Below are 20,882 nucleotides of genomic sequence, written 5' to 3' on the forward strand. Positions count from 1 at the left end.
ATCATGGCAGACAAAAATCTCCCTTCCCATTTGATTAAACGTCTAATTCAGGGAATTGTCGCCCTGATTGCCGTATTCAGTTTAATGCTGAGTGGAGCGGATCCGGCACGAGGGGGAAAAATAGAGATTACTTTTGATCGCTTGCCCGGAGATAGAGGATTGCTTGGGGTAAACTGTATCCTCCAGGACAGTCAAGGGTTTATGTGGTTCTGCACTCAGGAAGGAGTGACCCAGTATGATGGATATAACTTTAACACTTATAAAAACGATCCGACGGACCTCAATTCTTTATCCGATAGTTTTATTACAGCAATTTATGAAGACCGCGATCATAATCTGTGGATAGGAACGCTCACAGGGGGCTTGAATAAATTTGACCGTTCTACCCAGAAATTTACTCGTTATAGCAATAAACCTGAAGACCCCAAGAGCTTAATTAATAACCAAATCAATGCCATTCAAGAAGACAAAACTGGGGTGCTGTGGATTGGCACCAATGGCGGTCTGGAACGCTTTGACTCAAACCAAGGGATTTTTACTCACTATACTCAGGATTCTAACACTTTCTCTAGCTTAAATCAAAATCACGTTACCGCGATTTATGAAGATAAAACCGGAGTGTTGTGGATTGGCACCGAGGGCGGCGGACTCAATCGCTTTGACCCAACCGAGGGGAGTTTTAAGTATTACATCAACGAGCCTAATAACCCCACTAGCTTAAGCCAAAACCACGTTACCGCAATTTATGAAGATCACACGGGAGTGCTGTGGATTGGGACCGATGGCGGCGGACTTGACCGATTTGACCGAGAAACTGAAACCTTTACCCATTATCAACACGATCCCAATGACTCGAATAGCATTAGTATTGATAGAATTAGTGCGATCGCTGAAGATGAGCGGGGGTTTCTCTGGATTGGATCGGGAAGCTGGGATGGCACCTATACAGGTATGGGCATTGACCGGCTCAATCCCAACCGCAAAAACTTTACCCATTACTTCAATCAACTCACCGAACTCAACAGCTTAAGCGATAACAACGTCTTATCACTTTATGTTGACAAAACTCATGCAATTTGGATTGGAACTTGGGCAAAAGGAGTTAATCGTTTCGATCTGGGCAAACAAAAATTTGAGCGCTACACCTTTAACAACAACAATCCCAATGCTTTGCATGGTGATGCCGTCTGGGCTATTGCTGAAGATGCAGATGGCCTATTGTGGATTGGAGGAACGAATGGTGGATTGAATCGGCTTGATCGCAAAACTGGGCAATTTACTCACTATACCCAGGACCCCAATAATCCTAACAGTTTAGATAGTACAAGCGTTTATTCTATCTACGAAGACAGTCTCGGTCGGTTATGGGTGGGAACCAATGCAGGCTTAAATCTATTTAATCGAACTACTAAAACATTTAGCCATTATATCCAAAACTCGGAAGCGCCTAATAGCCTCAGCGGTCATGTAGTTTGTCGAATCTATGAAGACCGTTCGGGTCGGTTTTGGATCGGTACTTTTGACGGGGGGTTGAATCAGTTTGATGTAAATTCAGAGAGATTTATCCATTACATCCACGACCCAGAAGAAGACAATAGCATAAGTTCCGATTCAATTTCCGTTATTTACGAAGATCACGCTGGAATATTATGGATCGGGACCTTTGGAGGAGGATTCGACCGATTCGATCCAGTCTTAGAATCTTTTACTCATTACAAAAACAATCCCAGCGATAGCAATAGTCTGAGTAACGATAAAGTTAGTGCTATTTACGAAGACGAAAATGGAATGTTCTGGATCGGCACTCAAGGGGGCGGACTCAATCGCTTTAATCCGACTACGGGCGAATTTACACATTACACGGAAAAAGATGGCTTACCCAGTAATGTAATTGGTGGCGTATTAAGCGACCTCCAAGGTAATCTCTGGGTTAGTACCATGAATGGACTTTCAAAATTTAATCCCGTTGCTGAGACCGTTAGAAACTATGAGGTTAGCGACGGTCTGCAAAGTAATAGTTTTGATGTTTTATCCTCCTTTAAAAGTCCAAAAGGCGAACTCTTTTTCGGGGGGTTCAATGGCTTCAATGCCTTTTATCCCGATCGCATCCAAGATAATCCCCACATTCCTCCCATTGTCCTCACTGAATTTCAAAAATTTAACGAACCCGTTACCCTAGATCACCCCCTCTCAGACATAACAATCCTACCCCTCTCCTACAAAGACCAGTTTTTCGGCTTTGAATTTGCCGCACTAGATTACACCAACCCAACTAAAAACCAATACGCCTATAAACTGGAAGGATTTGATAAAGACTGGATTAACGCCGGAACTCGACGCTATGCCACCTATACCAACCTCAATGGCGGCCACTATACGTTCCATGTCAAAGGCTCCAACAATGATGGCGTCTGGAACGAAATCGGCACCTCGATTCAGCTAGAAATTGCCCCGCCACCCTGGAAAACCTGGTGGGCCTATACCCTGTATCTCTTCGCCTTAATTGGCGTAGTTTTGGCCTATGTCCAGTGGCGGACGATCGCCCAACGGCAAGAATTAGAACAACAACGCCAAGAATTAGAGCGAGAACGAGTCGTTTCCGAAAAATTGCGCCGCCTCGATAAGCTTAAAGATGACTTTCTGGCGAATACCTCCCACGAAATGCGGACACCTTTAAATGGGATTATTGGCCTAGCGGACTCCATGCTGGATGGGGTTGCCGGTCCCGTCTCAGAAAAGCAACAAAGAAACCTCTCGATGATTGTCCAAAGTGGTCTGCGCTTGAATGCTTTAATTAACGATATTCTCGATTTATCCAAGATGAAGCAATCGAGCTTAGAACTGCAAATTAAGCCCGTAGGGATGCGAGAAATTAGTGACGTGGTGCTGACTTTGTGCGAACCCATCATCGGCAAAAAGTCATTACAACTGCTCAATAAAATCAATCCCGAACTCCCCCCCGTGGATGCGGATGAAAATCGGTTGCAGCAGATTTTATACAACTTAGTCGGTAATGCCATTAAGTTTACCGAAAGCGGCATTGTGGAAGTCTCTGCGGAGGTGCTGCCACCAGCGCAGTCCCCGGAGAAACAGGAGAACCCCGGTTACTTGGCGATTACCATCGCCGATACCGGCATCGGCATCCCCGAAGACAAACGCGATCGCATTTTTGAAGCCTTCGAGCAAGGGGATGGCTCCACCGCCCGGATTTATGGCGGCACCGGGTTAGGGTTATCGGTGACTAAAAAGTTAGTCGAGTTACATGGGGGCACGATCGCCGTCGAGTCTACCCTGGGGGAAGGGTCGCGATTTACCTTTACTCTCCCCCTCTCCCAGACAACCGCAGAACCCCTAGAAGTGAACCGCGATCGCTCATCGTTCCTCCCCCGTTTACAGGCGATCGCCATTGCTGTAGATAACAGTGATGGTGAGGCAGTCGAGGTTTCCGTCGAAACCGAAACCGATGGTCATTTCCGGTTATTAGTCGTCGATGATGAACCCATCAACCGGCAAGTATTGGTCAACTACCTCTCCGGCGCTCATTATACCGTCACCCAAGCCACCAACGGACCCGAGGCGATCGCCTTACTGGACAACAACTTCAAACCGGACATCATCCTCTTGGATGTGATGATGCCTCGGATGACGGGATACGAAGTCTGCCGCATCCTGCGTCAACAGTATGGAATGGACGAACTCCCCATCATCATGCTCACCGCTAAAAATCAAGTCTCGGATTTAGTCGCCGGATTACAAGCAGGTTCTAACGATTATTTGACCAAACCCATCGCCAAAGATGAACTCCTCGCCCGCATTAAAACCCATCTCAATGTAGTCCGCTTAAAAACCGAAAATATGCGGCTACAAACCGAATTAGATATCGCCCGTCGCCTGCAAATCATGATGTTACCCAAAGCCGAAGAATTGCGCCAACTTCCCGAACTAGATATCGCCGGATTCATGGAACCCGCCGAGGAAGTCGGTGGCGACTATTACGACATTCTTACCCAAGGAGATGGCTTAAAAATTGGCATTGGTGACGTCACCGGACATGGGTTAGAAAGCGGCGTCCTGATGCTCATGGCTCAAACCGCTGTCCGCAGCTTATTAGAGAGCAAAATCACCGAACCCCAGGAATTTTTAGACGCCCTCAATCGCACCATTTATCACAATATTGAGCGGATGAATGTCGAGAAAAGTATGACCCTCTCCCTCGCTGATTACAGCAAGGGAACCCTACGATTAACGGGACAACATGAAGAAGCCATTCTCGTCCGCACCACCGGGGAAGTGGAACGCTTGGATACCATAGATTTAGGATTTCCCATCGGTTTAGTGGAAGAAATTGGGGATTTTATCTCCTCTATCGAAGTTACTCTCAATCCCGGAGATGTGGTGGTGTTCTACACCGATGGCATTACCGAAGCGATGGATATGGATAAACAGTTATATGGATTAGAGCGATTAATTGAGGTGATTGTGCAGAATCGAGAGCATAGTGCGGAGGAAATCAAAGAACGGGCGATTCAAGATGTGATGGAATATATCGGTAAACAAAAGATATTTGACGATATTACTTTGGTTGTGCTTAAACAACGGTAGAAAACTGTTAGAAAAGCCCCGCAGGCTGTAGCCCGGAGGCTATACGGACGAAGCCTGCGCAGGCGGGCTGAAGAAAAGCCCCTACAAACGTTTGTTTGTAGTAACCCCTTCAGGGGTTGCCTTCTCCTGCCAAACCCTACAAGTATTCAAGGATTTTGAACTCTTTGCTCCCCACCAGCATCAATCACTCTAGGAGGGTTTTTTGACCTCACAATTTGTTACCCCTCTGGCATTTTTAATTAATTTCTCATCAAAAGTGTAGAAATTCTCGCAATCCTGACTTTGGGCTAAATGAAAAGCATCAGCAAAATCCAAACCCGTTTCATGCCATAGCAGAGCTTGATGAACTACCATAGAATAAGTTAAGTAAATATTTGGCAGTCCCAAAAGTTTCCGTAAAGCCGAACAAACTTGGAGAGGCGTAAACTGATAAGCAAATCTTAGCACCCACTCCGTTTCTAGGATAACGGTATCCGGAATAAAAATTTCGGGGTTTTGAAAAATTTGCAGGCTTTTTTGATACTGAACTTCATCATCTTGAGTCAAAAGTCTAACCACAATATTGGTATCAACTGCAATCATGCCATTGCTCCTGAAGTCCCTTGCTAATTGCAGCCTCCATATCCTCTAAAGTTTTAGGAGAACCTTGATACTTCAAACACCCTGCGACTTCATTTAAAGTAGTAGCAGGAAAAGGCTGTTTGGGCTGAATCAGAATCCCTTTTCCCGTATCAATCAAGATGATTTCCGTCCCCACTTCCAAGCTATAAGTTTTCCGCATTTCCGGGGGGATAATAACCTGTCCTGTTTCTGAGACTTTCGCAATTTCCATCAGTGAATGAGTTAAAATTTTTAATTAATTATAACTCATGTCATCATCAGTTTGGGTCAAGTTAAAGAAGATTGAACTTCTGCGGTGAGGATTGTTTCAGCTTCGGTGCTGAGTTCTGAACTCCCATCATATAGCCCATCCAGGAACGGGTCAGCGGTGGGGGGATGCAGAAAGGGTATTAGGGGCTAAATTCGCTTGTAAATACTGGGCGATCGCCTCATGCAGCAGAGTCTCGAAACGTTTCTGTTCTTGTATCGCAATCCGTACCCGTTGGGTCAAGGTTTGGGGGTCAAGTTTCTAATTGAGGGTAATTTCTAGCATCGTTATCGTCTTTTGAGTTATGATATTTTATAAAATCCTACCAAAAACTCAATTTCTTAACTTTCAATGGAGCAATTCATCATGGCGACTAAAGCCCTGTCCCGGTATGTTAATCGCAACCCTGAGATTTTAGGCGGAGAACCTATTATCACCGGCACTCGGACATCAGTTCGCGCCATTGTGGGGCTATGGCGGATGGGCATTATGCCAGAAGAAATTCTCAGCCATTTGCCTCATCTGACTTTAGCACAAGTGTTTGATGCCTTGAGTTTTTATCTCGATAATCAAGGGGAAATTAATGATTACATCGAAAAAAATCGAGTACCTGATGAATTAGTCCATCCATCTGTTAAGTCGGTGTTAAGTACATTATGACCTCTACTGCAACACTTTACACCGATGAGGATATGTCGGCTTTAGTTGCCACACTTCTCAAAGCCCGGGGTTTGGATATCACTACGGTTCCCGAACAAGGGGCGATCGGCAGGACGGATAGCGAGCAACTGGAATTTGCCAGTGGTGTGGGTCGGTGTATCCTGACTCATAATCGGGTTGATTTTGAGCAATTACATCTTCAGTATATGGCGGAGGGCAAAGAACATGAAGGCATTATTATAGTTCCTCAGAAAAATGCTTATGAAGTGGCACGGCGAGTTGGCATTTTAGTCCATACACTGACTGCCAGTGAGATTAAGATTCAATTGCTATACGCCTAAATCTTCACTGATCCCTCACCCAGATCCCAGAAACCGACCGAAACCCGGTTTCTGCCATAACCGATGCCTTTTCACCCCAATCGAGTTAAGAAACCCGGTTTCTCGCCTCTTTCTCAAAATTCCTGATTTTCTTCTTCTTCAAAATCCTGGTATAATTGTTCTAAATTTTGATGTTCAAACCGTCGAGAAACGCGCCGATATTTCTTAGATTCTAACTTCGGTTCATTTTGCTCGGTTCCTTTGCCTTTGCTTTTGACCTTCATGCTGGATTCGGGATTGCTTTGTTGGGAGAGGATTTCTTCATAGATAATCGCTTCTTCCAGAAACTCTAAATAATCATCATACCGTTCCCAATCTCCACTCACCACACAGTTAGGTTCATCCCGGTGTAAGCAGTCGCTAAACTGACAGGTTCCTTCTTGCAAGCGTTGGCGCGCTTCGGGGAAATATTCGGCTAATTCTCGCGGGGGAAAGTCGAGGTTGGGTTGATTGAATCCGGGGGAATCGGCGAGGAGTCCTCCGCTGGGGAGGTCAAATAATTCCACATGGCGGGTGGTGTGGCGTCCGCGTCCGAGTTTGCCGGAGACATCGCCCACTCGCAGGGTGGCAAAGGGGATGAGTTGGTTAATTAAGCTGGATTTGCCGACACCAGAGGGACCGGAAATTAAGGTGATTTTATCTTTGAGCCGATCGCGCACGGCATCAATACCAACTCCGGTTTCTACACTAATAAATAAAGGTTGATATCCCCAACTTTCTAACCGTTCTTGCCACTCAATTCGCTCTTGTTCTGAAACTAAATCGGTTTTATTTAAACATAATAAAACCGATAATCCAGTGGATTCAGCTTTGACTAAAAAGCGGGTGAGTTGATGAGGGTCGAGGGTGGGTTCTTCAATGGCAAAGACGAGCAGCACCTGGTTGGCATTGGCGATCGCTGGACGATCCAGTTCCGTTTGCCGGGGGAAGACTTCGGCGACTGCTCCTCTGCCGCCTTCCCAGTCCGGTTCTTCTATCACCACGCGATCGCCTACCATCACCTGCTGCCCGATTTTTTTCAAGCGCGATCGCCGGGTACAAAGCAGGGTGGATGCAGTCGTCATGGGGGTATCCAACTGCACCCGATAATAATTCGCTTGGACTGCCACAACTGTCCCAGTAATCAGGGATTCAGCCTGATCTCCAGTCCGGGGAAAGTGCAACTCCGGGCGATCGCCTGGGAGGGATATATTCCCGCAGTCGGGACTCCCTCCCTTTGTCCCCATCAGGGTCTCTGCTTCATCCTTGCCGTTACTCATGCAGATTTCGCCGCACGTCGAACTTGAATGGCAAAAAACCCCCCTCGGTCCTCAATCAATTCCATGATATGTCCATCCATCACCAGACTATCGGGAACCTGTTCGATGGGTTCTCCCGGGTCCAGCCAGACTTCTAGCACTTCCCCGGGATTCATTTTATCCAAGCGCAGTTTGGTCCGCACGAAATTCATCGGACAAGGAGTTCCGCGCAGATCCAGGGTCGGGTAATCGGATTCAGAGGTTAGATTTTGGGTCACTTGTTAAACAAATCTCCTAAAAATCCTTTACCCCCTTTACCAATGCGATCGCCTTTCAGTTTTGCCAACTGTTCCAGCAAGGGCCGTTCTTCTGCCGTTAACTTCGTCGGAATATCGATCGCCACAGAAATCAGATGATCCCCACGCACTGCCGGATTCCCTAACTTCGGAACCCCTTTCCCATCCAACTTGATTACCGTATTCGGTTGAGTACCCGCAGGAATCGTGAGTTCCGTTGGTCCATCCACCGTATTCACATCCAGACGACATCCCAAAATCGCTTGGAGGTAACTAATCTTAATTTCCGAGAGGATATTAATATTGTCGCGCTGAAACTCCGCATCTTCATTCACGAACAAATAAACGTACAAATCCCCCGACGGACCGCCCCTTGCACCAGCATCTCCTTCCGCTGAAACCCGCAAGCGAGTCCCATTATCTACCCCGGGTGGCACGTTAATTTTGAGTTTCTTGGTCTCTTGTTTGACCCCGGCCCCATTACAGGCTTCGCATTTATCCTCAATGGTTTCCCCAGTGCCGTTACAGGTGGGACAAACCGAGACTTGAGTGAAGCTGCCAAAGGGGGTACGGGTAGCGCGGCGGACCTGTCCCGCGCCATTGCAGGTGCCACAGGTGCGGGGACGGGTTCCGGGTTTCGCCCCGGTCCCTACACAGGAGCTACAGGTTTCCAGATGAGAAATGCGAATTTCTTTTTCGCCGCCAAAGATGGCTTCCCGAAAATCCAGCTTCAAATCCAGACGCAAATCATCCCCGCGCACCGGACCGCTTCTTCTGCGGCCCTGTTGACCGGGAACACCACCCCCAGCAAAGCCATTGAAAAAGCTTTCAAAGATGTCAGCAAAGCCCATATCGCCCATATCACCGAATCCTGGCCCTCCGGCACCGGAACTGACTCCGGCTTCGCCAAATCGGTCATAACGTGCGCGGACTTCCGGTTCGCTCAGGATTTCGTAAGCGTGATTGATTTCTTTAAAGCGCTCTTCAGCGCCCTCTTCTTTATTGACATCTGGGTGATATTTGCGCGCTAACCGGCGGTAGGCACGTTTAATCTCTTCTTTGTCAGCAGTGCGAGCAACACCTAGAATTTCATAGTAATCGCGGGCCATAGAGCGCTTCTGGTAAAAATAAAAAACAAAAGGGACGCAAGCAATGGACTGTCATTTGGGGCGACAACCCCGGAAAGGTTTGGTTGTGGGAATCAGGGGGGAGACCTCTGATTCCCTTCTCAGTCTAGGGACCGATCGGGAGTTACTCCGATGTATTGGCTTCTTCTTTTTCCTCTTCTTCCTCCACTGGGTTAGATTGCTGATAGACGGCAATTCCCACCGAGAAGAGAGTTTCTTGGAATGCGGACATTCGCTGTTTAAGCTCTTCAACCTCAACGGTTTTATTTTCGAGGGCTGCTTTTAGCTGTTTTGCTCTGTCCTTAAGTTCTGCTTTGAGCTCCTCGCTCAACAGAGCCACGTTATCTTTTAAAGTCGCTTTATAATTATAGAACAGGCTTTCAGCCTGGTTTTTAATTTCTGCGACTTGTTTGCGATAGCGGTCTTCGTCGGCATATTTTTCCGCATCTAGGCGCATTTTTTCGATTTCTTCGTCGCTCAAACCACCTGTGCTCGTGATTTGGATGCTTTGGACGCGTTCGGTGCCTTTGTCTGTGGCGGAGACATTGAGAATGCCATTAGCATCAATTTCAAAGGAGACTTCGATTTGAGGAACCCCTCGGGGTGCGGGGGGGATTTTATCCAAGACGAAGTTACCCAGGCTTTTGTTATCTTTGACCATTGCCCGTTCCCCTTGCAGCACATGGATTTCTACTTCCCGTTGTCCATCGGTGGCGGTGGAGAAGGTTTGGGCGCGGCTGGTGGGAATGGTCGTGTTGCGATCGATAATTTTGGTGAAAACGCCGCCGAGGGTTTCGATGCCGAGGGAGAGGGGAGTCACGTCCAACAATAGGACATCTTGGACTTCGCCGCCGAGGACCCCGGCTTGGATGCCAGCCCCGATCGCCACCGCTTCATCAGGATTGACGGTGCGATCGGGTTCTTTGCCGCCAAAATAATCACTAATGGCTTTTTGAACCGCAGGAATCCGCGTAGAACCGCCCACTAAGATAATCCGATCGATTTCCTCGATACTCAGGGTGCTATCTTTAATCGCCTGGACGACGGGTTCTAAGCTCAGTTTGACCAAATCGCTAACGAGTTCTTCAAACTGTCCTCGGGTCAACTCCATTTCCAAGTGTTTGGGTCCGGTTTCGTCGGCACTGATAAAGGGGAGGTTAATGGCGGCACTCTCCCGCGAGGAGAGTTCAATTTTGGCTTTTTCTGCCGCTTCCCGAATCCGTTGGACGGCCATTTTATCGACGGAGAGGTCGATCCCCTCATTGATGCGAAATTGTTCGACCATCCATTTGACTAGGGTGGTATCGAAGTCATCCCCGCCGAGGTGGTTATTGCCGGAGGTGGATTTGACTTCAAAGATGCCGTCTCCGAGTTGGAGAATGGAGACATCTAAGGTCCCGCCTCCGAGGTCAAACACGAGGATGGTGTGGTCTTGTCCTTGTTTGTCTAAGCCGTAGGAGAGGGCGGCGGCGGTGGGTTCGTTGATGATTCGCAGCACTTCTAAGCCAGCGATCGTGCCTGCATCTTTGGTGGCTTGGCGTTGAGCGTCAGTAAAGTAAGCCGGAACGGTAATCACGGCTTGAGTGACTTCTTCTGAGAGATAGGCTTCGGCATCCTCTTTGAGCTTTTGCAGGATCATGGCCGAAATTTCCTGGGGGGTGTAGGTGGTTCCCCGGATTTTCACATCTACGGTGTTGTCTCTGCCTTTGGTACAGGTGTAGGGAACTCGGGATCGTTCTTCTTCTGTGTCTTCCCAGCGACGACCGATAAAGCGTTTGATGCTGTAGACGGTATTTTCAGCGTTGGTGACGGCTTGGCGTTTGGCAAGCTGTCCAACAACGCGAGCGCCATTTTTAGCAATTCCCACAATACTGGGGGTGGTGCGTCCGCCTTCGGTGTTGCTAATCACGTTGGGTTTACCGCCCTCTAAGACAGCAACACAACTATTAGTGGTCCCGAGGTCAATTCCGATGACTTTTCCCATAGCGGTTCGGCGATTTAAAGTGTGCGTGGCAATTGGGGGAAGGGTGGGTTCCAGTCGCGACAGGGGAGGGCGACGGGGTGGGGGGAGGATACCGGGTTGGGGCCCGAGGTTCGGACCGGCGATCGGGCGACTGGGATGCCGCCGATCATGGAGGATGGGGTTATTCTTGAGGACTGTCGGGAGTTTCTGAGGCGATCGCTTCTTCTTCGTCCTCGGGTGCTGCCGCGACTTTCACCAGTGCGTGTCGCAAGACGCGATCGCCAAGCATATAACCCCGGCGGAATTCATCGGTGACGATGCCTTCAGCATACTCCCGGGTGGGTTCGCGCATCACGGCCTCATGAAAGTTCGGGTCGAACTCTTCTCCCTTGGGATACATGGCAGAGACGCCGATGCGTTTGAGGCTTTCTACCATCTGCTTATAAACGCTCAGGTAGCTTTTATGAAGGTTCATTTCCCCATCGTTTTGGGGTTTAATTTGTTCTTTGGCTCGCTCAAAGTTATCCACGACGGATAACAATTCGCGGATCGTGGCACATTTGGCTTGTGCTTCAAGTTCGAGCTTTTCTTTTTGGGTGCGCTTGCGGAAGTTGTCAAAATCTGCGGCTAATCTAGCATATTGGCTTTTTAATTCTTCTAACTGAATGCTAAACGCTTGATTAGCCTGGACTAAGGCTTCCATCGCCATGTACTCTTCCGGACTAGCTTCTTGGGTGTCGGGTGCGGCGGCGGTGGGTTCCGCTGTTTCGGTTGTGCCACTCTCTTCTACCCTGACTTCCCGAGGGGCGTCCTGCACTTTCCCTTGATGACCCCATTCATCGGAGGCGACTGCCTCGGATGCGTCATCAGCGGAATTGGATGCTCCGCCGGAGTTCTCCGCTGCCCATTCTGTTTGTGTTTTTTCTTGCTGTTTTTGTTCTTCTGTCACTTGAGCCTCCTTGGACATTTGGAAACCCCCGCGTCTTAAGACCGGGGAGGAAAAATGACTGAGGGGACGGGTATCCCTCGCGCTTTTCAACTACAGATCAGCGCCCAGCCTCGGTTGTCCCATGCCAACTCTCCTATTTTAGAAACTGGCCTTACTATCCCTAGGTCAGTGGGTGAAGCGAAAGCGATCGCTCCCAACAGAATCCTTGATTAGCCTGGAGCTGACCTTTTTAAGCGCACTGGAGTTCACTTTACCATTTTATTACCCTCCCTGACAGGGGGGCAGGGGTCCTCTAACACTGCCCCGGTGACTGGCCCAAATGAGGGGAATGATCAGGCTATTGTCAGTTAATTATGATTAATTCAGGATGGGTAATCAGCGGGGATCAGGCATTTGCAAAAAATTTCCTCGAAGTTTTTAAAGATTTTGTAAATTTTGACGCTGAATTGGGCCGGGAATCGGTTATAAACTGTCTATGATGCAGCGGATAGTTTGAAGACTCTGTAAAACTTAATAAATATTTAGGAGAATTGGGGAAATCTAATGAAAGAAGATGAGATAATTAAATGAATTCGCTCAGGATGCCAGTAGCGGTTTTACCCTAGCCTCTTTACTGAGAATAAATCCTTTAATAACAACCCGCAGGATGCTCCCTGAGAGAATTTTAAGTCTAATTGCTCTACTTTAAGAAACCAAGTTTCAGTTAGAATAGTCATAGAGAATAGGAAAGAAAAAGTCTTCAGGCGATCGCCACAGAGGAAAGGAGCGAATTTCACGATTCTGTTTCCACCATTCCACTGCCAGCGGAAAGCCAATTATTTTTTATCACCGCTCTCTACTCACCGACGACTTAGAACAGGAGCAATTTTCCGGAGCCTTGCGGAATTGGGGTGCAACTGACATCTACAACAGAACCCTTATGCCAACTTCACCGATTCGGGAGGCTAATTGTGAAAGAACTCACCCCAGATTCCTATCCAGAACAATCCGTCGATGATGTCGTCCACTCCTACGATCGCATTCTATTAGCGATCGTTGTCACTGGGCTTTTATACTGGTTTCATATTGCTTGGCGCGATCCCAACACTCCTGCTCAAGTTGTTGACGCCAATCTGCCCACGGTGGAACTGTTATCGGAAGTCGCTGCTGACCAAGTATTGCAAGCCGTTTCCACAGAGTCGGGTTTACCCAAATCAGCACTACAAATTGTAGAGAGCGAACCCGAAATCGGGGTAGGAGCGATTTGCGAGGCGATCGCCGCTGATTGCAGTTTGACACCCCGACCCTCTGTCCAAGTAAAGATTGCAAGTCAGGAACAACTTTGGGTGTATCGGCTCAACCATTCCGGACCGGAAGTAAAAGTTGAAAAAATCAGTTCTTCTCGCCTGGAGTGAACCCCAAAGTGCGGCGCTTTGACTAACAAATACTGCGGCATTTAAGGATAATCAATTTATGAACCTCCACAGAGGGCCAACTAGATTGAACAGATTAGGTCTGGGAATGGGTACATCGATCAATCGCTCCTGTAAGTTGAACTTGCAGGAGCGATTTGTTTTAAAGATAGGATTAAATTGATAAAAACCCCTTCATTTTGGGTTATAAATAAATCATCGGTCTCCCCGAGGCGATCGCCTTATCCCTAGAGACCCTCAAACCCCAGTTGTTTTTATAGGTGCGTCGGAATATGATCCTCGCTTTAGAACTGCCCATTTCTAATAGCCTAATCGCTCAAATTTCCTTTACCCTAGTTGTAGCCGGAATTTTTCTGTGGCAAGCATTCAAGGCTTACCAAGAAGTGAAAAAATAAGGGGAATCGATGAGACGGTGGCGACAACCCCCAGGGCCGGTTCGGTTGTCGCCACCTGTCGGAACCTCTCACCTTTCCCCTTGATCTCACAATTTAGGTTAACCGGGGTAGGTCAACCCTTCCCCCAAAAAAATCTTGAACCCGAAAAACCCGACAAAAATTTCACAGAAATATCCAAGGAAGGATTATCCTAGTAGAGACCAAATTCCACACTCTCAAAGGATGATTCATCATGGCGCGTCTGGCACTGTTGAGCACATCGGACAAAACCGGGTTAATTGACCTCGCCCGCCACTTAGTTGAGGAATTCGGCTTTGACCTCATCAGCAGTGGCGGCACCGCAACAGCCCTCAAAGAAGCCGGTTTGCCGGTGACTAAAGTCTCCGATTATACTGGGTCCCCGGAAATTTTAGGGGGGCGGGTGAAAACCCTGCATCCCCGGATTCATGGTGGTATTTTAGCAAGACGGGACCTCCCCGAGGACCGGACCGATTTAGAAACCAACGACATTCGTCCCATTGATTTAGTAGTCGTCAATCTTTACCCCTTTGAAGAAACGATCGCTAAGGAAGGGGTAACGTTTGCGGATGCGATCGAAAATATTGACATTGGCGGTCCCACGCTCCTGCGGGCAGCGGCGAAAAATCACGCCCATCTGACGGTATTATGTAATCCGGGGCAGTATGACAGTTACTTGAAAGAATTGCGGAGTAACGGGAAAGCGTCCGGCGAATTTCGTTTGTCTTGTGCGAGAACGGCCTTTTGGCATACGGCGTCATACGATCGCGCGATCGCCACTTATTTGGATACCGCAGGCAATGCCGAGTCCCAACATCCCACCCTGCCGGATACCTTTAGCATTAGCGGACATCAAATCCAATCCCTGCGTTACGGGGAAAATCCTCATCAAGGTGCAGCATGGTATCAAATGGGAACAACGCCAACGGGATGGACGGCAGCGAACAAATTGCAAGGGAAAGAGTTAAGTTATAACAACTTAATTGATTTAGAAGCAGCCCGTCAAATTATTGCAGAATTTTCCGGCAGTAGCGAAGATGCGGCAGTGGCTATTCTCAAACATACTAATCCCTGTGGCGTAGCAATGGGAAGTACCCTAGTGGAAGCCTATCAAAAGGCTTTGGCAGCGGATTCAGTGTCAGCATTTGGGGGAATTGTTGCTTGCAATCGTCCTTTAGATGCAGCAACAGCTACGGAACTGACTAAAACCTTTTTGGAATGTGTGGTGGCCCCGGATTGCGAACCGGAAGCGGCAGAAATTTTGAGTAAAAAATCTAAGGTGCGAATTTTAACCTTAGCGGATTTAAGCAGTGGTCCGAAAAAGACGATTAAGGCGATCGCCGGAGGATTTTTGGTCCAAGAGTCGGACGATGCGATCGCGGAACCAACGGAGTGGCAAGTCGTTACGGAAAAACAACCCACGGCAGACCAACTGGCGGAACTTCTATTTGCTTGGAAGGTCGTCAAGCACGTTAAATCTAATGCCATTGTCGTGACTGGCGATCGCACCACTTTAGGTGTAGGGGCCGGTCAAATGAATCGGGTTGGGTCTGTTAAAATAGCCCTCGAACAAGCAGGAGAAAAAGCCCAGGGTGCGGTCCTCGCCTCTGATGGATTTTTCCCCTTTGATGATTCAGTGCGAACAGCAGCAGCAGCAGGCATCATCGCCGTGGTGCAACCGGGAGGAAGTCTGCGGGATAGTGATTCCATTGCGGCAGCCAATGAACTCGGTTTAGTGATGGTTTGTACCGGCATCCGTCACTTCTATCATTAAAATTTTGGCGGGGGTTAACACCTCCGCCTGATTGCTAAACTGGGTTAAGTTTGATGACAAAAGGTCCAAAATTACGGGTTTATGCCGTAATAAACCGGATGTGGTTTAGTTTACAATAGGATTGATTTGGATAGGATTATGCAAACTCAACTGGGGCAGGCTAACCTGATGAGTCCCTCTTCCTCCGGACTACCAAATGAGTGGAAACAATGGATTGCTACCAATAAATTGCGCCAGCTTCCTGATGGTTGTCTGGTAGATATTCTCGTGCAACGGGGGGTAGATATTCGGATGGCGATCGCCGAAGTCAAAGCCATCTCTACTCATCCCTATTTTCAAGCGGCTTCAGCGATACTGGCAGAACAAAACCAACAAGCCGAAGCTACAATCACGAGGCAAGCCATCCAGGTTCAAAAACTGGAAACTCAGCTCGATATTTACCGACACCTAGAGAAATTAAACCCGAATTATAACCAGATTCAACGAGTGGAGTCTCTGTCGAAGTCCGAATTTTTTGACAATTATTTTGCCCAAAATACCCCGGTAATTTTAACCGGCATCATGAAAAATTGGCAGGCATTGTCTCGGTGGAATCCCGAATATTTAAAGCAAGAGTATGGAGAGGTTGCCGTAGAGGTTCAATTTAATTGGGAATCAAGCCCTTTATTTGAGCAACAAAAAGAAAAACACCGCCAGCAAATGAAAATGGGCGATTATGTAGATTTAGTCGTCACTGGGGGGAAAACTAATGATTATTATATGGTTCCTTTTAATGGCAACTTTGATAGTCCTGAGTTTAAACCCCTGCTTCAGGATGTGGAAATCTTTTCCGAGTATATTGACCCCTCGAACCAAACCGCTTGTATTTTCTTCTGGTTTGATCCGGAAGGAACGATTACCCCATTGCATCATGACCCCTGCAATGTACTGTTATCGCAAGTGTATGGCAGAAAGCGAATTCGCCTGATTTCTCCCAATCAAAAAGCTTTACTTTATAATTATGTGGGGGTTTACAGTGAGGTGGATTTACTCAATCCGGATTACGAGAAATATCCTCGGTTTAAGGAGGTGGAAATCATCGAAGTTATCTTAGAACCGGGAGAGGTGATATTTTTGCCCGTGGGATGGTGGTATCATGTGGAGTCGTTAGATATTGCGATTTCCATTTCTTTCACGAACTTTTTGATTAATAATTATTACAATATCTAGGAGGCAGAGAAGAGAATGAAGGTTGATAGAGGAACAGAAACTATGATAGCTGAACAAATCAACGTTGACTCGGCGATCGCCACCGCAGATGACTCACAACTGGTGCAAGTGATGTTAATGCTAGATGGGGGTCACCAGTGTGAAATCGCTTTAATGCCCGATTCCCCGTTACTGGGGGAACTATTTCAAGCCTTAACAACAGAACCGGAAAAGAGTGAGAATAAACTGTTTCAGATTCCGATTGAAGAGGGAAACGGTGCGTTGTATTTTCCTAGTGCATCTTTAGTGGCGATCGCCACCGATCCAGCTGTCTCCCTGCCAATTCCAGAGAAACCCAAACCCCTTGAAACCCGGGAAGACATCGAACCAGACGATCCCGTGCAACAACTGGAATGCCAACTCAATATTTACCACAAACTAGAAAAACTATCACCCAACTATGGAAAAATTGAGAGAATTCCCCATGTTTCAGGCCAGGAATTTTTAGAGCGGTTTTATATTAGAAACAAGCCGGTAATTTTCACTGATTTGATGGACAACTGGAAAGCCCTTTCATTGTGGAATCCCCAATATTTTAAGGAAAAATATGGTCATGTAACCGTTGGTGCACAGTTTAATCGGGAATCCAATGAGCAGTATGAATGGTATCGAGAGAAGCATCAAAAAATGGTACTCTTTGGTGAATTTGTTGATCAGGTTCTACAAGGGGGAGAAACCAATGATTACTATATCGGGGCCTACAATGGCAACTTTAGCCGGGAAGGTTTCAAAAGACTGCTGGACGATATCGAACTCTTTCCTGAGTATTTAACTGATACTAAAGATCCCCATAAGACGGCATTCTGGTTTGGTCCAAGCGGGGCGATTACTCCCTTGCACTTTGACATTTTAAATACATTCCTATGTCAAGTGTATGGACGGAAACGGGTGCGCTTAATCTCGCCAAATCAGAAACATTTACTAAGTGTTTATGGGAAATGCTACAGTAATATTGATTTAGAAAATCCCAATTTAGAACGCTATCCTCAACTTAAAGATTTGGATATTATGGAGATAACTATTGGCCCGGGAGATGTGCTATTTTTACCTGTGGGTTGGTGGCATCAAGTGCGGTCTTTGGAAGTTTCGATTTCTATATCTTACTTGAACTTAGCATTTGAAAATACGTTTAATTTCTAAAATAGAATCATTTAAATTCAAAGGAACAAATGAGGGAATAATCATCAAGCAATAGGGGTGATTTCTATTATTTCTTCCTAAATTTAAACGAGAGAGAAGCACTAAAAATGGAAACAATGAAACTAGAGTCTAACCAGGTAAAAGTGATTGTGATGATGACGGGAGGTCATCAATATGAACTGTCTTTAACTAAGGATGAATCCTTGTTGAGGGAATTGTTTCAAGCCTTAAGCAATCGGGGGAAAAATGGGCGAACAGATGTGATTAGAATTCCCAACGAAGAGGACGGGTCCTGTTTGTACATTCCTCGGGATGCGATCGCCGCGATCGCCACTGTTCCTCCCATCCCCGTGCAATCCCTCAGCTTACAACCGCCCTCTCCACAACCGGAACCCACTCCCCAACTACCCCAGCAACTGATAGAATCCACGGTGGTGCAACTGGATAATTTTCTCAACCGGGCAGAGTATCAGGAACTCATTCAGACTATCTTTCCCCAGGAAGGAACTGCCTCTAGTGGGATTCAGTTGCCCACACCTCAATCCTTCGCACTGTCGCGGGAACTGCTGTTACACCGAGTACAAATGATGCTTCCCGATGTGCTGATTCAGTTGGGATTAGAGGGGTTTCCCTTGACAGCAATGGAAGCAGAGGAGACTCCGAACCATGCCCCCGAGGGACAGGCAATTTCTACCGATGGAAATCGTCCCGAAACTGCCTTAAGGGTGTTGAATTTCTGTTACTTTTTCTATCAAACGCCGAAACCTTTTAGCGGGGGAGAAATGCGGATTTATGATAGTCAAATGGTGAATAATCAAGTGAGTATCGCACAATCCTATAAAACCATAGAACCGCGTCAAAATAGTATTGTATTTTTCTTAACCAGCAATGCTTATGAAGTGCTGCCGATACATCCGAACTCCCCAGCATTTAGCGATCGCTGCTTCCGGTTCAGAGGGTGGATGCGGCGATCGGGTTAAGCGGGTTTAACTCAATTTATCCACGTCTTACAGTCTACTGGCTATAAACTTTAACGTATGACATCCAATCTCACCGAGACACAAACCGTTCATGTAATGCTACTGATTGCCGGGGGACATCAGTGTGAATTGTCCCTGGCAGCGGATGCGCCATTGTTGCAAGATATCCTAGAAACGATCGCACTCCGTTCTCACCCTGAGCGATCGCAACCCAATAAACTCTTCCAGATCCCGATGGAAGACGGCGGACCTACTTTATACTTTCCGAGTCGTTCCATCGTGGCGATCGCCACCGATCCGCCGGTTCCGCTACCCGAAATTGCCCCCGAACCCGAACCCATTCAGCGATCGGCAGCAGCAACCGCACCGATTTTAATCAAATCCCGGTTCCTCAAAATCCAGAACTTTTTAAGCGAAGCTGAAAACCAACGAATTCTCAATTATGTGATAGAAAATCAGCGAGAATTTGAAGATAGTAAAGTTGGAACCAATGACCCCAACTATCGGCGATCGAAAATCTTCTATTACTTCGAGGAGTTTGGGGACTTAATTCGAGAAAGAATCAGACAAAACCTTCCTCAAGTCAGAGAATATTTGGGAGTTCCCCCCTTTGAAATTGCCGAAATCGAATCGCAAATAACCGCCCACAACGACGGACATTATTATAAAGCCCATAACGATAACGGGGATGAATCCACCGCCACCCGAGTCCTGAGTTACATTTACTACTTCCACCGAGAACCCAAACCCTTTACCGGAGGAGAACTACGGATGTACGATACCTGGAAACTGGGAGAAAGTACCTATTCCCTAGCTGAATCCTATACCGACATCCCCCCCACCAATAACAGCATCGTCTTCTTTGTCAGTAACTGTTGCCATGAAGTTCGGCCTATTATTTGCCCTTCTAAAGACTTCAAAAATAGCCGCTTCACCCTAAATGGGTGGATTAGAAGAACCGTATAATACCAAATCCGGAGTTCAAAAGTCAGTTTCATTGATTAGCCCGCGTAGGCGGGCTTCGTTCGTATAGCCTCACCCTTCAGGGTGCGGGATTTTATAAACCTTTAACAACCGAATTGCGTATGACAACGCTATCGATGTGAAGGAAATCTCCGGGGAAGTTGCAGGGAGAAATCCGGTATTTTTTGGCAAGAGTTCTAAAGAAAAAAACCCAAAAAATCTAGCGATTACCGGAGTCACCAAGTACAGATATTTACAGGAGTGCGAGCAAAATGCTGGCATTCCAAAATGATCCGGTATCGGATCAATTATGAAAATGATTTAGGGTTGCTAGAGATGGAAAGCAATGATCCAGCAAAGGAATTGAGGCAGAAAGCGATTGAACAATCTGACCAGGGAGATTATACGGGTGCTCTTGCCTCATTGAACGAAGCCATACAGCTAAACCCGAACTCCACGGATGCGTATTTTATCCGAGGGTTAATTCAGTTTGAATTAAATCAATATGAAGAAGCGATCGCCTCTTGTAACGAAACCCTTCGACTCAAATCAGACTACCTCAGCGGTTATTTTTTTCGAGGTTTCGTGCAATGTAATTGTTTAGGGCAATATGCAGAGGCGATCGCCTCATTTAATCAAGCAATATCCCTCAAACCCGACTACGACACAGCCTATTACTGGCGCGGAGTATCCCAGTTTAATATCGGACAATATGAAGAAGCGATCGCCTCCTACACCCAAGCAATTCGCCTCACCCCTCATGAGCAAGAACCCTATGTCAAAAGAGAACAAGCACAGCAAGAATTAGATAAATTTCGGTTATCATCCTAACCTCCTCCACTGGGCTAATCTGAAAAAAATCATTTTTA

19 protein-coding genes are annotated in these 20,882 nt (G+C 47.0%); 11 read left to right on the plus strand and 8 right to left on the minus strand.

From position 1 onward, the window contains the following. Window positions 1-3: 3 nt before the first annotated feature. Entirely contained in the window at window positions 4-4,602 is a 4,599-nt protein-coding gene (locus tag NG796_RS02145; RefSeq protein ID WP_261204267.1) for a two-component regulator propeller domain-containing protein, read from the plus strand. Window positions 4,603-4,791: 189 nt separating this feature from the next. Here the strand turns inward: NG796_RS02145 and NG796_RS02150 are convergent, their stop codons facing one another. The 3 genes from NG796_RS02150 to NG796_RS02160 all read right to left on the minus strand — a co-directional run bounded on the left by NG796_RS02150 (window position 4,792) and on the right by NG796_RS02160 (window position 5,713). After that, window positions 4,792-5,184 carry a type II toxin-antitoxin system VapC family toxin gene (locus NG796_RS02150; RefSeq protein WP_261204268.1) on the minus strand — a complete coding sequence of 131 codons (393 nt, stop codon included), beginning with the start codon at window positions 5,182-5,184 and terminating at the stop codon, window positions 4,792-4,794. Further along, window positions 5,171-5,434, minus strand: a complete 264-nt coding sequence (locus tag NG796_RS02155) for an AbrB/MazE/SpoVT family DNA-binding domain-containing protein (RefSeq protein WP_261204269.1) — start codon at window positions 5,432-5,434, stop codon at window positions 5,171-5,173. The genes NG796_RS02150 and NG796_RS02155 overlap by 14 nt, the downstream gene beginning before the upstream one ends. A 150-nt stretch (window positions 5,435-5,584) precedes the next feature. After that, window positions 5,585-5,713, minus strand: a complete 129-nt coding sequence (locus NG796_RS02160) for a hypothetical protein (protein WP_261204270.1) — start codon at window positions 5,711-5,713, stop codon at window positions 5,585-5,587. 123 nt (window positions 5,714-5,836) lie between these two features. On the opposite strand from NG796_RS02160, the gene NG796_RS02165 reads away from it, so the two are divergent. Together NG796_RS02165 and NG796_RS02170 are read left to right on the plus strand one after the other, a co-directional pair. Next, entirely contained in the window at window positions 5,837-6,130 is a 294-nt protein-coding gene (locus NG796_RS02165; RefSeq protein WP_261198644.1) for a DUF433 domain-containing protein, read from the plus strand. Next, complete coding sequence (locus NG796_RS02170; RefSeq protein WP_261204271.1) at window positions 6,127-6,471, plus strand: DUF5615 family PIN-like protein; 345 nt, start codon at window positions 6,127-6,129, stop codon at window positions 6,469-6,471. The genes NG796_RS02165 and NG796_RS02170 overlap by 4 nt, the downstream gene beginning before the upstream one ends. Window positions 6,472-6,584: 113 nt before the next feature. Here NG796_RS02170 and rsgA read toward each other — a convergent pair whose 3' ends face one another. From rsgA to grpE, 5 genes are all read right to left on the minus strand, one after another. Continuing rightward, window positions 6,585-7,769 carry a small ribosomal subunit biogenesis GTPase RsgA gene (gene rsgA, locus NG796_RS02175; protein WP_261204272.1) on the minus strand — a complete coding sequence of 395 codons (1,185 nt, stop codon included), beginning with the start codon at window positions 7,767-7,769 and terminating at the stop codon, window positions 6,585-6,587. Further along, window positions 7,766-7,960: a sulfurtransferase TusA family protein gene (locus NG796_RS02180; RefSeq protein WP_411268784.1), complete on the minus strand. Its 195-nt coding sequence runs from the start codon at window positions 7,958-7,960 to the stop codon at window positions 7,766-7,768. Before NG796_RS02180 ends, rsgA begins: the two co-directional genes overlap by 4 nt. A gap of 62 nt (window positions 7,961-8,022) precedes the next feature. Beyond that, a complete protein-coding gene (gene dnaJ, locus NG796_RS02185) occupies window positions 8,023-9,153 on the minus strand; it encodes a molecular chaperone DnaJ (protein ID WP_261204274.1) in 1,131 nt (376 codons plus the stop codon). 142 nt (window positions 9,154-9,295) lie between these two features. Continuing rightward, window positions 9,296-11,155, minus strand: a complete 1,860-nt coding sequence (dnaK, locus tag NG796_RS02190; protein ID WP_261204275.1) for a molecular chaperone DnaK — start codon at window positions 11,153-11,155, stop codon at window positions 9,296-9,298. A 160-nt stretch (window positions 11,156-11,315) separates the two neighbouring features. Further along, complete coding sequence (gene grpE, locus NG796_RS02195) at window positions 11,316-12,083, minus strand: nucleotide exchange factor GrpE (RefSeq protein ID WP_411268782.1); 768 nt, start codon at window positions 12,081-12,083, stop codon at window positions 11,316-11,318. Window positions 12,084-12,973: 890 nt separating this feature from the next. On the opposite strand from grpE, the gene NG796_RS02200 reads away from it, so the two are divergent. The 8 genes from NG796_RS02200 (at window position 12,974) to NG796_RS02235 (ending at window position 20,844) form a co-directional block, all read left to right on the plus strand. Beyond that, window positions 12,974-13,477, plus strand: coding sequence for a hypothetical protein (locus NG796_RS02200; protein WP_261204277.1), 504 nt, complete (start codon window positions 12,974-12,976; stop codon window positions 13,475-13,477). 290 nt (window positions 13,478-13,767) lie between these two features. Then, complete coding sequence (locus tag NG796_RS02205; RefSeq protein WP_261204278.1) at window positions 13,768-13,890, plus strand: hypothetical protein; 123 nt, start codon at window positions 13,768-13,770, stop codon at window positions 13,888-13,890. A gap of 232 nt (window positions 13,891-14,122) precedes the next feature. Then, the gene (purH, locus tag NG796_RS02210) at window positions 14,123-15,682 is read left to right on the plus strand and encodes a bifunctional phosphoribosylaminoimidazolecarboxamide formyltransferase/IMP cyclohydrolase (RefSeq protein ID WP_261204279.1); all 1,560 of its coding nucleotides are present in this window, start codon (window positions 14,123-14,125) and stop codon (window positions 15,680-15,682) included. Between the two features lie 138 nt (window positions 15,683-15,820). Next, the gene (locus NG796_RS02215; protein WP_261204280.1) at window positions 15,821-16,891 is read left to right on the plus strand and encodes a cupin-like domain-containing protein; all 1,071 of its coding nucleotides are present in this window, start codon (window positions 15,821-15,823) and stop codon (window positions 16,889-16,891) included. A 42-nt stretch (window positions 16,892-16,933) separates the two neighbouring features. Beyond that, a complete protein-coding gene (locus NG796_RS02220) occupies window positions 16,934-18,070 on the plus strand; it encodes a cupin-like domain-containing protein (protein ID WP_261204281.1) in 1,137 nt (378 codons plus the stop codon). A 107-nt stretch (window positions 18,071-18,177) separates the two neighbouring features. Beyond that, window positions 18,178-19,050, plus strand: coding sequence for a 2OG-Fe(II) oxygenase (locus tag NG796_RS02225; protein WP_261204282.1), 873 nt, complete (start codon window positions 18,178-18,180; stop codon window positions 19,048-19,050). 57 nt (window positions 19,051-19,107) lie between these two features. After that, window positions 19,108-20,016 carry a 2OG-Fe(II) oxygenase gene (locus NG796_RS02230; RefSeq protein WP_261204283.1) on the plus strand — a complete coding sequence of 303 codons (909 nt, stop codon included), beginning with the start codon at window positions 19,108-19,110 and terminating at the stop codon, window positions 20,014-20,016. Between the two features lie 285 nt (window positions 20,017-20,301). Continuing rightward, window positions 20,302-20,844 (plus strand): tetratricopeptide repeat protein, encoded by a 543-nt coding sequence (locus NG796_RS02235; protein WP_261204284.1) that lies wholly within the window; start codon window positions 20,302-20,304, stop codon window positions 20,842-20,844. The last annotated feature ends 38 nt before the right edge of the window (window positions 20,845-20,882 follow it).

Origin of the sequence: Laspinema sp. D2d, from assembly GCF_025370755.1 — a bacterium.
Lineage (GTDB): Bacteria > Cyanobacteriota > Cyanobacteriia > Cyanobacteriales > Laspinemataceae > Laspinema.